Raw genomic sequence first — 13218 nt, forward strand, 5'->3', positions numbered from 1 at the left:
CCGGGCGGGTCACCTCAGCCCTTCCAGCCGCTCCCGGACCTCGCGCACCCCCTCACCGTCCATCAGCTCACGCAGCACGATGACTCTCTCCAGCTCCCGCACCGCCCCGTCGGTGTCGCCGGCGGACACCAGGACATCAGCGAAGAGCATCCGTACCTTCTCCTCGTTGGGCCAGTTCCCCTGTTCGCGGTAGATGTCGGAGGCCTGCCGGTACAGGGTGATGGCCTCGTCCCGTTCGGAACGGGCCAGGTGCACCTTGGCCAGGGTGAACAACACATCGGCCAGGCCGCTGCGCTCCGTCGTGCGCTCCACCACACCCAGGGCGTCGGCGCACCGACGGAACGCCCGCTCGTGCTCGCCCCGGTCAAGGTCGATCGCGCCGAGGACGTTCAGAACAGCCGCCTCCCCGACCCGGTCGGACACCTCCCGGCACAACTCCAGTGCGGGGCCGAGCGCTTCCTCCGCTCCCGTCCGGTCGCCCTGCTTGCGCAGGGTGAGCCCGAGCCGGTGCAGCGTACGGGCCAGACTCAGTCGGCCTTCCGCGCTGCGGTCCTCCTCGCTGAGCCGGACGGCCCTGCGCAGGTTGCCCACAGCCAAGTCGTACTCACCAAGCCGCCAGTGGGTCCCTGCCAGCGACCGGTAGACCATGGCGCGATCGACCGGGCCCGCGACGGTTTCCGCCGCCTCGGCGGCGTACCGGAGGTTCTGCCGCGCATGATCGAGCAGGCGACGGCGCCACTGGTAGATGACCAGGGCCATCGGAAGCAGCCACACGTACCGCTCGATACGCCGATTGATCGCTAAGCGAATGCCTCGCTGGACGGCGGGGTACTCCTCGTCCAGGAACGCCATCGCCTCCGCGAGGTCCGCGGGGTCGGTGACCCTTACCGCTCCGGGCTCGCCGGTGGGCAGGGTGCGTTCGCGGTCGAGCACCCGGTCGCAGGCGCGGACGTTGTGCAGCTGGTGTTCCAGCACCTGTCGTACGGTCGCCCGCTCGATCTCCGCGTTCTCTCCGTCCGGCACCGGCCGCACGTGCCGAAGGGCGAAGGCCCGCACGAGGTCGTGCAGCCCGTAGCGGTCGCCGTGATGTTCCACCAGGTTCGCCGCCACGAGGTCCACCAGGGCCCGGTCGGTACGCGTCCCTTCGTCCACTGCCCGTCCCAGATCCATCACCGCCTCCCAGGAAGCGCTGGGCCCGGGGTGGACGGCGAGCTGCCACAGCAGCAGTCGGGCTTCCTCATTCAGCACGCGCACGGAGCAGTTGAGTGCTGCGCGGACCGACAGTTCGTGCTCGGGCAGGTCCAGGGTGTCCAGCTTCGCCCGCTCCAGCTCCTTCTCCATCTCCCGCACCAGGGCAGGGAGGGTGTGCAGCGGACGCGCACCGACCTCCAAGAGCCGGGCCACCACCACGAGGGCCAACGGCAACCGACCGCAGAGGCGGACCAGCTTGCTGAAGGGCACGGCGTACTTGGCCCGGTCCCCGGCCGACACTTTCTCCTGGAGTACCTCCAACGCGTCCGCCTCGTGCAGCGGCTCCATCTTACGGAACAGCACCTTTCTCTCGGACTGCAGCCGCAAGAGGTCGTTACGACTGGTGACGATTACGGCGCAGGCACCGTCTCCGGGAAGCAGCGGCAGCACCTGCTGGGCGCTGAGCGCGTCGTCGAGGACGATGAGCACCGACCGGTGGGCCAGCGCCGACCGCAGCGCGTTGCTCTTACTCTCCGTTCCGGTCACCGTGGTGTAGGGCGGCAGCACGGCCAGAAAGCCGTCCAGGATCTCGTCCGGTTCGGCGGGCCGCACGTCTCCGTCGGCGAATCCGTTCAGTTCGCCGCGCAGCACCCCGTCGGGAAACCGCTCCCGCAGCCGACCGGCGAGGTTCTCGGCCACCGTGGTCTTCCCGACGCCCGCCATGCCGCTGATCAGGACCAGCGCCAGATTGCCGGCGTCCTGTTCCTCGCACACGGCCTCGAAGAGGTCGCCGATCAGCTCGTCCTGCCCGATCGGCTTGCGCCTGCCGCCGGGCAACTGGTCGGGAACGGGGGGCAGGAGCGCCCCGCCCGGTCGGCGGCCCTCTCCCCGAACCTGGTCTATGGCGCTCTGCACATCGACGTCCGCTCTTCCGTTGCGCTTCTCCCACTTCTTGATGAGCCGCTCACGTCGGGACTCCGGCAGGTCTGCGTGGGCGAGCAGGTAGAACCGGAAGATCTGGGGCAGTTCCGGCACACGCTCGAACCATTTCTCCGTCTCCTCGCGCAGCCATTTGACCTCCCTGGACCTGTAGGCCGCGTCCAGCCGCGCGTACACGGCGGCCATCAACTCGGCCCGTAGCTCCTCCCGACGCAAGTGGAAGCCGGTCTCGGACAATCCGTGCAGCGGTTCGTCCTCGCCGTCCCACTCCTCCAAGGCCGCGCCGAGCAGCTCGAACTGCGCTTTGCAGGTCAGTCCCTCAGCCTGCTTCACCTTTTCGCGAAAACGGAGCAGGTCGACATCTCCCACCGGCACGCGGAGCGTGCAGTAACCCGACTTGCCGCTATGGGGCACGGACTCCCGGCCCAGCCGCTTCCGCAGGTCGGCGACGACGCGGTCAACCAGATCGCCGACGTCTTCGACGCCCTCCCAGAGGACTTCGGCGATGTCCTTCCTCCTACATCGACAGTCTGGCGAGGTCACCAGGAGCGCGAACAGGGCCGCCACCTTCGACCCTTCGACCACCCTCCTGCCGCCGTTCCCTTCGGCTCGCACCGGGCCCAGCACGTACCCCTCCATCGCCCTCCCTCTCACCGCGCCGCAGTCAGTGATCCAGCCCCTCGCCGGCGCTCCTTCATCTGTGCGCCGCGCTGTGCCACTTCACACGCGCTTGCTTCTTCACGCCCCCGGGGACTCAGTTATCCCTCAGTTTTCGCTCTGCGGCCCCGCTTCACCCCCGGGCACCATGGCACCCAGCCGCTCGCAGAAGCACGAAACGGCGGCTCAGTCATCCATCGACTCATCAGAGAGGAACCACGAACCCGATGAACAGCCGTCAGCGCAACCGCCGGACAGCCCGTCTGCGCCAGTCCCCCGACTGGCCGCCGAGCCGCCGCCGGCGGGCGACCGTCCGGACCGAGGACACCACCCCGGCGACCCCGCCCACCGAGGCGCCCGACACCTCGTCCTGCGAGACCGCCTGAGCGCAACAGTTCGTGGGTGCCCGTTCTGTACGGGCACCCACCAGGCTCGCGAACTTCGTCACCGACGAGCTCACCGCCTGGCTGCCGCGCTTGTTACACGCTCGTGGTCAAAGGCGGCGTTACCTGGTCGAGAAGACCACTACCGCATGCTCACGCATCAAAGTGAGGCTGGTGGGACTCGTCTCCGCTTGAAGGGGATATGAGGCGGTACGTCCTCACCGCAGGACCCACCTCGTCCAGCATCTCGGTATCTCCAGCACCTCCGGACTCAGGTTTCCGCAGTCCGAAGAGAGGATATTTCCTGATGTATCCACTGCACAGCAGTGCGTTCGCCTCAGTGAGGCGGCACTTCGACGATCCCCGGACCAGTGACGCGGTCTTCGTACTCGTCCCCACGGACGCCGACGAGGCTGATCCGGTCCGGCTGACCGCAGCCCAGACGCACGAGGCCTTGTACGGCCCCGGCTCCGACCCGCAGTTCGCCACCGCGGTCTGGAAGGAGGTCATCCGCACGGCGCAGAGCGACATGACTCCACACAGCACGGGGAAACTCCTGGCGATCTGGCTGGCCCTGCCCCGGTTGACCGGGACGGTCCACCGGGTCTGCACGCGCCTGCGGGCCGACCGGTCGGACGTGGAGGCCGAGATGGTCCTGACTCTCCTGGAGAAGCTGACGGATCGGGACGGCGCGAGCTGTCTCACCGACTCCTCCCTGCTGCACGCGGCGCGCGCCAGGGCATGGCATCTCGCCAGGGAGGGGCTGCGGGAGCTTCCCTCCACCCAGATCGAACACATCACCGAGGAGCACGCTCTCACTGCGTCCGGCGAGGAGGCGGACGCTCCGGCGGCGGAGAGCCTGGACGTACGGGTCGACCGTCCGGACGGCCCGGACGGGCTGTGCGCACCGCTGCGTTTCCGGGTGCGCCCGGAGCATCTGCGCCGACAGGGAATCTTCATCGACGCCGACGACAGGTCGCAGGACCGTTCGGTGGGTCACAGCCCCGGGAAGTGGCGACGGCCCGGGCGCCGCGCGGACACCCGGCCGATCCGCCCTGCGGGGAGGCGAGGGTGAGGGACCCGGCAGAGGGCCGCCTCAGTTTCACGGAGATGTTCGACCTGCCCGTCGCAGTGGACCTGCGCACGGCGGCCCGAGCACTCGGAATCGGCTCGACGACCGCGTACCGGCTGATCCGCGAGCACGAGTTCCCCTGCCCTGTCCTCCGCATCGGACATAGGTACAGGATTCCGACCAACGAGCTGATGCGCGCCCTGGGGATCGAGGACCGCCCGCTTTACAGCGTGGACCCGGAAGAGGACACGGACGATCCGAGCGTCGACTTCTGACGGTAACCACCGTGCGGCTCCGTGTCATCGACCACGGAGCCGCACGGCCCTGCCTCCTACTACGGGCCGTTCGCCGCCGACGTGCGCCGCACGGTTCTCCACGGCTGCTCGGCAATCGGAGGGCGAAGGGATGCCCTCCTTCTTCGACGAGCGGTTCGGCGGCCGACAGCCCGCGCGCGTCGGCCAGTTCGTGAACCCGCCGGCGATCACCGACCCGAGCTACGGCGAGCACGGCCGTCAGCCCTGAACCTGCCGGTGAGCCGTCGACGCACGCTTCGGTGCCCGCGTCATGATCGCCGCGCCCGGCCGGGGCGCGGATCTGAACGGCCCGGCGGCCCAGCCCTACACACCGCTCGCCACGACCGCCTTCGAGGGGATGCCCCGAAGGTCCTCGTCGTCGTGGGCACAAAGGACTGACACCCACCCAGTCTTCTCCGACCGGCAGGACTGGGGAAGCGACGCCTACACGGCGTCTCCCGCACCGAAGACCAGGTTGGACAACTTCAACGACGCGGAGCACGGGCTGGGCGGCATCCCGCCTTCGACGCTGCCAAGGCCACCGACGAGAACCCCAACCGCGTCACCGCCGCACGAGCCCTCGTCCAGGCGCACCTGCGCGCCCGAGTTGTGCCCGCAGGAACCGGACTGGTATCGGGCCACCGCGGTCTGCGCATCAGCTCCCACTGCTCCCGGTCCCGCTTCGTGAAGCCGTCGGGCGTGACGTCGTGCCCTGGCGCCTTCAGTTCGAGGAAGCCGGTGATGTGCCCGATGTCTCCACCGCGCAGTCCGGAAGCACCCAGGCCTCGGGCGAGGGATACTCAGGATGAAGGCGAGGACGCAGCTTCCAGCGAGCCCCGGATGTTTCCGCCAGGCTTGTCCCCCCTTCCAAGCTGTGGACGTGGACGGTGGATACCGCAGACACAGCTTGTTGGAGGCGAGAGGACCGGCTCAGCGCGCTCGGGGCGAGGGGCACGGACAGCGCGTCCCGTGACCGCCGGGAAAGCAGGGGCGGGTGTTGGTTGGCAAGAGACCGCCATAGCCAATGTGGACCTTGCCTGCCGTCCAAACGGGAAGGCGCGTGGGACGCCACTCTCGCGCCGAGCGGAACGGCTGCCCCGTCTCGCGAAAACATACGAATCCACCCGCTGAACGAACGGGTCAGTCCCCCGGCGGACTGCCAGGAGCCAGCACCGCTCACGGAACCTCATTCCGTCCTGTACCCACGACGTCGAACGTCAGGAACCGGGGAACCAGGCCGACAGGCGCTTGGCAATAGCCGGTACCTCGATGTCGTCCTGCGCGACGTCCTCGACGAACGGACCGGCCACGGAAACGGGCGGCGGCACGGTACTGGCGCTCACGCCGTTGAACCGCAGGAAGACGCGCATGGCGAGCCAGGCGGTGCGTTTGTTGCCGTCGATCAGCGCGTGATTGCGGGCGACGGAGTGCAGCAGCGCCGCCGCCTTCTCGTGCAGCGTGGGATACAGCTCGGCTCCGAACACGTGGGTCCGGGGCCGTTCAATCGCCGATACGAGAAGACCCATGTCACGCACACTGTGCTCGGTACCGTTGACCGCGCGGGCGATGGCCAGGATCTCGTCGACCTGGAGGTAGCGCACGTCCGTCACTTCAGGTAGTCCAAGATCTCCGCATCGCTGTCCATCAGCTCGGCCAGGACGTCATCGACCTTCAGCTCGGCCCGGTCCTGGGCCTCACGGATGGCCTCGATGGCAAGCTCCTGCTTGCTGCGACCCTCCCGACGAGCCCGCTCGGTGAGCTTCGCGTCAAGGTCGTCGGGGAGCCGGAGTGTCATCGCCATAAAGAGATGATACCTGGCCGGTATCAGAGCACGGAGGCAAGCACGTCCGGCGACCGCCCTACGCCCCGAAATCGCAGGTCAGGATCCCTTGCCCGCCGGTTCGAGAATGGCGACGCACTCCACATGATGCGTCATCGGGAACAGGTCGAACACCCGCAGCATCCGCACCCGGTACCCCCCGTCCCGGAAGTACCCCAGGTCCCGGGCCAGGGCGGCCGGGTCGCAGGCCACGTAGGCGATCCTGCGGGCGCCCAGGGTCGAGAGGTGCTGGACCGTCTTGCGGCCGGCGCCCGCGCGGGGCGGGTCGAGGACGATGAGGTCGACCTCGTCGATGCCGGTGCGGGGCAGGACGGACTCGACCTTGCCCTGCTCGATGCGGACGCGGTCGAAGCCGGCGAGGTTGTGGCGGGCGTCCTCGACGGCGCGCTTGCCGGACTCGATGCCGAGGACCGCTCCCTGGTCCCCGACTCGGTCGGCCAGGGCGCCGGCGAAGAGGCCGACGCCGCAGTAGAGGTCCAGGGCCATGTCGCCCTTGCGGGGCAGCAGGCCTTGCATGACCGCGGTCACCAGGGTGTCGGCGGCCTTCGGGTGGACCTGCCAGAAGCCGCCGGAGCCGACGCGGTAGGTGCGGTCGTCGGCGCGCTCGCGGACGAAGGGGCGGCCGTGGACCCGGTGGACACCGCCATCCTTCTCGCCGACACGCATGACCGACACCGGGCGGTCCAGTTCGACGATGGGGAGGCGGGCGCCGGGGCGCGGGGTCAGGATGACCTGGCGGTCCTGGGAGCCCGTCGCCGCGATCGCCTCGACCGTCGCCATGCCGGGCCAGTCACGGCGCTCGATGCCCAGCTCGCTGACGCCCTCCGCCGCGATCATGCAGTGGTCGATCGGCTCGATCTCGTGGGAACGGTGGCGGCGCAGACCCGCGCGACCGTCCGCGTCCACCGCGTACTGCACGCGGGTGCGCCACGACGGGACCTGGCCCGCGGGGAGCTTGTCGCCCTCGGCCGGCATGACCGTGCCGTCCCAGCCGGCCTCCTCGGGGGTCAGACCCGCCAGGCGCTCAAGCTGCTCGGCGACGACCTCGCCCTTCAGGCGGCGCTGGGCGCCCGGCTTGGCGTGCTGCCAGTCGCAGCCGCCGCAGCGGCCCGGGCCGGCGAAGGGGCAGGGGGCCTCGATGCGGTCCTTGGAGGGGTCCAGGATCTCGACCGCGTCCGCGCGCAGGAAGCGGGCACCCTCCTCTCCCTCCGTCACCCGGGCGACGACCCGCTCGCCGGGCAGCGTGTGCCGGACGAACAGCACCTGGCCCTCGGACGTGCGGGCGATGCAGTGGCCGCCGTGGGCGACGGGGCCGACCTCGACCTCGTACTCCTCGCCGACCAGCGAGACCGACTGCGAGACCGGCTCCGAGACCGCTCGCTGTTCCGCCTGCGACTTCTTCGGTTCTGCCTGCATGGCGGGGTGACTCCAGAGAACGGGGGGAGGACAGGGACAACAGCCGTCCAGTCTACGTGGACGAGGAGGAGTCCTTCGTACGGTCACGGTCACGGTCCTGGTGATGGGCCGGCCCGCGCCGCACCGCACCCGGCGCGCTCCAGTTCTGGCGCTTGCGCGCCCGGCGCCTGGCGGCCTCGGAGGACTCCAGCTGGTACGGGACGGACGTGACCATGACGCCCGGCGTGAACAGCAGCCGGCCCTTGAGGCGCAGGGCGCTCTGGTTGTGCAGCAGGTGCTCGTACCAGTGGCCGACCACGTACTCGGGGATGATCACCGAGACCGCGTCGCGCGGGGACTCCTTGCGCAGGCTCTTGACGTACTCGATGACCGGCCGGGTGATCTCGCGGTACGGCGAGTCCAGGACCTTCAGCGGTACGGCGATGCCGCGGCGCTCCCACTCCTCGCGCAGCGCCTTCGTCTCGACCGGGTCGACGTTGACGCTGAGGGCCTCCAGGCTGTCGGAGCGCATCAGCTTGGCGTAGGCGAGGGCGCGGAGCGTGGGGCGGTGGATCTTGGAGATGAGGACCACCGAGTGGACGCGGGAGGGGCGCACCATGTCGTCGCTCTGGGCCTCCTCGGGGTCCTCGGGGGCCGCGATCTCCTCGGCGACGCGGTCGTAGTGCTTGCGGATGGCCGTCATCGTCGCGAAGAAGATGCACATGCCGAGCAGCGCGACCCAGGCCCCGTGCGTGAACTTGGTCGCCAGGACCACGACCAGGACGAGGCCGGTGAAGAAAGCGCCGAAGGCGTTGATCGCGCGGGAGCGGACCATGCGGCGCCGGGCGGCCTGGTCGCGCTCGGTGGCCAAGTTGCGGTTCCAGTGGCGGACCATGCCGATCTGGCTGAGCGTGAAGGACACGAAGACGCCGACGATGTAGAGCTGGATCAGTCGGGTCGAGTCGGCGCCGTAGACGACGACCAGGAGCATGGCGGCCCCGGCGAGGAGCACGATGCCGTTGGAGAAGGCCAGGCGGTCGCCGCGGGTGTGCAGCTGGCGCGGCAGGTAGCGGTCCTGGGCGAGGATCGAGCCGAGCAGCGGGAAGCCGTTGTACGCGGTGTTGGCGGCGAGGAAGAGGACCAGCGCGGTGGCGGCGGCCAGCACGATGAACAGGAAGCTGCCCTCGCCGAAGACCGCCTCGGCGACCTGCGAGATCACCGGGTGCTGGACGTAGTCCGCGCCGACCGCGACGCCGTTGTGGAAGAGGTCGGTGGCCGGGTTCTCCGACATCCGCACGTCGGTCGCGGCGGCCAGCGCGATGATGCCGCAGAACATGGTGACGGCGAGCAGGCCCATCATCGCGAGGGTGTTCCCCGCGTTCTTGGACTTGGGCTTGCGGAAGGCCGGGACGCCGTTGGAGATCGCCTCGACACCGGTGAGCGCGGCACAGCCGGAGGAGAAGGCGCGCAGGAGGAGGAAGATCAGGGCGAAGCCGGCCAGGCCGCCGTGCTCCGGCTTGATCTCGTAGTCCGCGGTCGGGGCGCGCATGGTGTCGTCCAGGACCAGTCCGCGGAACGCGCCCCACACGATCATGATGAAGACGCCCGCGACGAAGACGTACGTCGGAATCGCGAACAGGGTGCCCGACTCCCTGACCCCGCGCAGGTTCATCAGCGTGAGCAGCAGGATCACGGCGACCGCGCACAGCACCTTGTGCTCGACGACGAAGGGGATCGCCGAGCCCAGGTTCTCGATGCCGGAGGAGATGGAGACCGCGACGGTCAGGACGTAGTCGACCAGCAGGGCGCTGGCGACGGTCAGACCGGCCTTCGGCCCGAGGTTGGTGGTGGCCACCTCGTAGTCGCCGCCGCCGCTCGGGTAGGCGTGCACGTTCTGCCGGTAGGAGGCGACCACGGTGAACATCAGGACCACGACCGCGACCGCGATCCACGGGCTGAAGTGGTAGGCCGACACGCCCGCGATGGACAGGACGAGCAGTACCTCGCCCGGCGCGTACGCCACGGAGGACAGCGGGTCGGACGCGAACACGGGAAGCGCGATGCGCTTCGGCAGGAGCGTTTCGCCCAGCCGGTCGCTGCGCAGTGCGCGCCCGATGAGGATCCGTTTGGGCACGTCGGTCAGTTTGGACACAACAGAGGATCGTAAGCGTTCGAACGCGCGACCACCCAATCGCCACCCCTCTCCGGCCGCCCCGGTCTGCTCTACGGGTGAATTCGCGGGCCGGTGCGGCTGCGGATCGGGCGGACGGCGGGGTTCGCATGGCTATATGACCATCACCGTCCGTCGTCCCCCTGAGGGAGATCCCATGCATCTGTCCGCGGAGCTGGTCGGCGGCGGCGTCACGCTCGTCGGCCTCGCTGTCCTGGCCTTCGCCAGCGTTCGCAGCATCTGCCGCCGGGGGTCGTCGGCGGGGGGCTGAGGCGGGGCCCCGGGCGAGGAGGACAGGCCTCGGACGAGAGGGACCGGTCCTCAGACGAACGGGGAGCCGCGGCCCTCCAGCATCTCGTTGAGCGTGTGCTGGATGGTGTCCTTCACCTCGCCGGCGAGCTTCTCGACCACCAGCGGGTCCTCCGCGGCGTCCTCGGGGAAGCCGTCCGTGTGGATCGGGGCACCGAAGCGGATGGTCCACTTGGTCGGCATCGGGATCAGGCCCAGCGCGCCCAGCAGCGGGAAGGTCGGGGTGATCGGGAAGTACGGCAGCTTCAGCATCCGGGCCAGGGTGGGGGCCGAGCCGATCATCGGGTAGATCTCCTCGGCGCCGACGATCGAGCACGGCACCATGGGGCGCCCCGACCGCAGCGCCACCGCCGCGAAGCCTCCCCGGCCGAAGCGCTGCAGCCGGTAGCGCTCCTCGAAGGGCTTGCCGAGCCCCTTGTAGCCCTCCGGCATCACGCCGACCAGTTCGCCGGAGCCGAGCAGCCGCAGCGCGTTCTCGGGGCAGGCGCGTACGTGGCCGGCCTTGCGGGCGAGGTCACGGACGACGGGGAGGTCGAAGGCAAGGTCGGCGGCGAGCAGCCGGAGCCTGCGGTGCGTGCTGTGGTGGTCGTGCAGCGCCACCTGGAGCATCAGGGCGTCGAGCGGCAGGGTGCCGGAGTGGTTGGCGACCAGGAGTGCGCCCCCCTCGGCCGGCACGTTCTCCAGGCCCTCCAGGTCGACCCGGAAGTACTTCTCGTACAGCAGGCGCAGGGCGGGGAGCAGGTAGTCGTCGGTCAGCTCCGGGTCGAAGCCGAAGTCGTCGACGGCGCCCTCGTCGGAGGTCAGCCGGGCGAACGCCTCGGCGCCGCCGGCCAGCACCTCGCGCAGCACCTCGGCGGTCAGGGACGCCTCGGCCTCTCCGAAGGGAATGTCTCCGGTCATACGTGCCTCGTCTCGGATCTGTGGAGGGGGTCTGTGGTTGCCGCCCGGTACGGCGGCCCCCTCGCCCGGGGAGGCCGCCGTACGCGCGTGACGGGCTGGGTCAGTACACGTAGGGGACGAACTTCGCCGTCCGGGACGCGTACTCGTCGAAGGCCTCGCCGTATCGCTCGGCGAGGTACTTGTCGAGCATGGGGATGTTCAGGAAGACGAACATGCAGACCATGATCAGGGGGATGGCGAAGGCCCACGGGGTGCCCGTGACCAGCGCGAACCCGGAGAAGAGCACGGCGTCACCGAAGTAGTTGATGTGCATCGAGTGCTTGAACAGGCCTTCGGTGTAGAGCTTGCCCTTGTTCTCCGGGCGCTTCTTCCAGAGTTTGCGCTGGTACTCCGACCCCGTGTTCAGGTAGGACCCGAGGAGGTACAGCACGACGCCCAGCCAGGTGAACACGCTCACGCCGGCGTCGTTGGTGCCGCCGAAGTACGCCATCGTGCCGTGGATCACCAGGACCCAGATCCCGATGGTGGCCGACTCCGACCACTCCATCTTGCGCTGGAGCATCACGAAGTTCGTGGCGATGAAGCGCAGCAGGTAGAGCACCGACAGGGTCGCCAGCAGGACCCGGCGCAGGGTCGCCGCCTCGTCGAAGTCGGTGCCGAACCAGTCGGCCACGGTGTCCGCGCCGCCGAACAGGAACCACACGGCGCCGGCCACGGCGACGGTGTTGAAGGCCGTCACCAGGGCCTTGGGGCCGGTCGACGCGTCGTATCCGCCGTACATCTCTCACTCTCGCTCTCTCTTGTCCGTCCCCCGTCTTCGGGTCTACGGGCGCGCGGCGGCATCCTCCTTGGGCTTGGCGCCGCGTCGTCCGCCGGCCGCTCCCCTGCCGTTGCCCGTGGCACGGGCCGGTGTTCCGCCCAGCCCCGCCGCTTCCGGCTCGGGCTCCGCCTCCCGCGCCGGTGACGAGGGCGCGGCGGAGGCGTCCGCGATCAGCTTGGCGCGCATCGAGATGTACTTGGCGTTCATCTCGTCGACGGGGATGAACTTGTTGACGCCACCGGCGCTGATCTTGGGTTCCTGGTGTTCCATGATGCGGACGTCCTGGGGGTCCTGCACCCACTTCTCCATGTAGAGGGACGCCCAGGGCAGCAGACGGCGCAGCGGTTCGAACCTCAGGACGGGCTTGACCTGTTCGTACTCGTACCAGCGCAGGATGTGCTCGGTGTTCTGGTCGTCGATGGGCACCAGCCAGGAGGTGGTCTCGAACTGCTCGGTCTGCACGTGCACCATGCACGGGAAGGTGAACGTGATGACGTAGTGGGTGGTGTTGGTCGGGTCGTCCTCCTGGCAGTGGTCGAAGGAGTAGCGGATGGTCTGACCCTCCGCCTCCGTCTCCACCCGGTGGTTGGTGATCCGGGTGGCGGCCAGGTACCGCTCGCGACCGTCGAGGCCGAACTTGCTCGGGGTGCCGTACAGGAGCAGGTAGTCGATGTAGTTGAACCAGTGGTCCCTGTGCACGTAGGTCACGTGGTAGAACTCGAGCAGGCTCTCGATGTAACGGGTGTAGTGCACCGGGCGGGTCCAGCGCTTGGTGGCGTACAGCTTCCGGTTGTCGGTCACCTCGGCCGGGGCCGCCACCGGCGGCAGGTCGGCCGCCGGGCGCTCGTCGCCCCACCACATCCACACCAGGCCGAACTGCTCCCGGACCGGGTAGGTGGGCACCCGCAGCGAGCCGGGGATGCGGGCCTCGGAGCCCATGGCCGGGATCACCCGGCAGGCACCGTCGGCTCCGTAGCGGAAGCCGTGGTACGGGCATTCGATGGTGTTGCCCTTCATGCGGCCGTCGCCGAGGTTGGCGCCCTTGTGCGGGCAGCGGGCGCCCTGGCAGACGAGGTTGCCGTCGATGTCGCGCCAGAGCACGAGGTCCTGGCCCATCCGGCGCAGGCCGAGCGGTTTGTCGTTGCCCACCTCCTGCGCCTCGACGATGGGATACCACTGGTTGGGGATCATCGGGTCGTCTCCCGTCTGGGTGTGGTCCGCCCCTCGGCGGGGGCGGTCGCGGTCCGGT

The 13218-nt window shown here is 69.3% G+C and carries 11 protein-coding genes; 3 read left to right on the top strand and 8 right to left on the bottom strand.

Annotation, left to right across the window (positions count from 1 at the left end; translation table 11 throughout):
- Positions 1-9 precede the first annotated feature (9 nt).
- Complete coding sequence (locus Sru02f_RS28470) at positions 10-2769, bottom strand: AfsR/SARP family transcriptional regulator (protein ID WP_109029849.1); 2760 nt, start codon at positions 2767-2769, stop codon at positions 10-12.
- A gap of 245 nt (positions 2770-3014) precedes the next feature.
- Between Sru02f_RS28470 and Sru02f_RS28475 the strand changes: the two genes are divergently transcribed.
- The 3 genes from Sru02f_RS28475 to Sru02f_RS28485 all read left to right on the top strand — a co-directional run bounded on the left by Sru02f_RS28475 (position 3015) and on the right by Sru02f_RS28485 (position 4517).
- On the top strand, positions 3015-3173 hold the full coding sequence (locus Sru02f_RS28475; protein WP_159107487.1) for a hypothetical protein: 159 nt from the start codon (positions 3015-3017) through the stop codon (positions 3171-3173).
- Between the two features lie 304 nt (positions 3174-3477).
- Positions 3478-4245, top strand: coding sequence for a hypothetical protein (locus Sru02f_RS28480; RefSeq protein WP_109029850.1), 768 nt, complete (start codon positions 3478-3480; stop codon positions 4243-4245).
- Positions 4246-4280: 35 nt separating this feature from the next.
- Positions 4281-4517 carry a helix-turn-helix domain-containing protein gene (locus Sru02f_RS28485; protein WP_109030008.1) on the top strand — a complete coding sequence of 79 codons (237 nt, stop codon included), beginning with the start codon at positions 4281-4283 and terminating at the stop codon, positions 4515-4517.
- A 1235-nt stretch (positions 4518-5752) separates the two neighbouring features.
- On the opposite strand, the gene Sru02f_RS28490 is transcribed toward Sru02f_RS28485, so the two are convergent.
- From Sru02f_RS28490 to Sru02f_RS28520, 7 genes are all read right to left on the bottom strand, one after another.
- On the bottom strand, positions 5753-6145 hold the full coding sequence (locus tag Sru02f_RS28490; RefSeq protein ID WP_109029851.1) for a type II toxin-antitoxin system death-on-curing family toxin: 393 nt from the start codon (positions 6143-6145) through the stop codon (positions 5753-5755).
- Entirely contained in the window at positions 6142-6336 is a 195-nt protein-coding gene (locus Sru02f_RS28495) for a ribbon-helix-helix protein, CopG family (protein ID WP_030862426.1), read from the bottom strand. The genes Sru02f_RS28490 and Sru02f_RS28495 overlap by 4 nt, the downstream gene beginning before the upstream one ends.
- A 78-nt stretch (positions 6337-6414) precedes the next feature.
- On the bottom strand, positions 6415-7791 hold the full coding sequence (locus tag Sru02f_RS28500) for a class I SAM-dependent RNA methyltransferase (RefSeq protein ID WP_109029852.1): 1377 nt from the start codon (positions 7789-7791) through the stop codon (positions 6415-6417).
- Between the two features lie 52 nt (positions 7792-7843).
- A complete protein-coding gene (locus Sru02f_RS28505) occupies positions 7844-9922 on the bottom strand; it encodes an APC family permease (protein ID WP_109029853.1) in 2079 nt (692 codons plus the stop codon).
- 339 nt (positions 9923-10261) lie between these two features.
- Complete coding sequence (locus tag Sru02f_RS28510; RefSeq protein WP_109029854.1) at positions 10262-11149, bottom strand: lysophospholipid acyltransferase family protein; 888 nt, start codon at positions 11147-11149, stop codon at positions 10262-10264.
- A gap of 100 nt (positions 11150-11249) precedes the next feature.
- On the bottom strand, positions 11250-11930 hold the full coding sequence (locus Sru02f_RS28515; RefSeq protein ID WP_109029855.1) for a DUF1295 domain-containing protein: 681 nt from the start codon (positions 11928-11930) through the stop codon (positions 11250-11252).
- 42 nt (positions 11931-11972) lie between these two features.
- Entirely contained in the window at positions 11973-13160 is a 1188-nt protein-coding gene (locus Sru02f_RS28520) for an aromatic ring-hydroxylating oxygenase subunit alpha (protein WP_109029856.1), read from the bottom strand.
- Positions 13161-13218 lie beyond the last annotated feature (58 nt).

Origin of the sequence: Streptomyces rubrogriseus (assembly GCF_027947575.1) — a bacterium.
GTDB classification, from domain to species: Bacteria; Actinomycetota; Actinomycetes; order Streptomycetales; family Streptomycetaceae; genus Streptomyces; species Streptomyces rubrogriseus.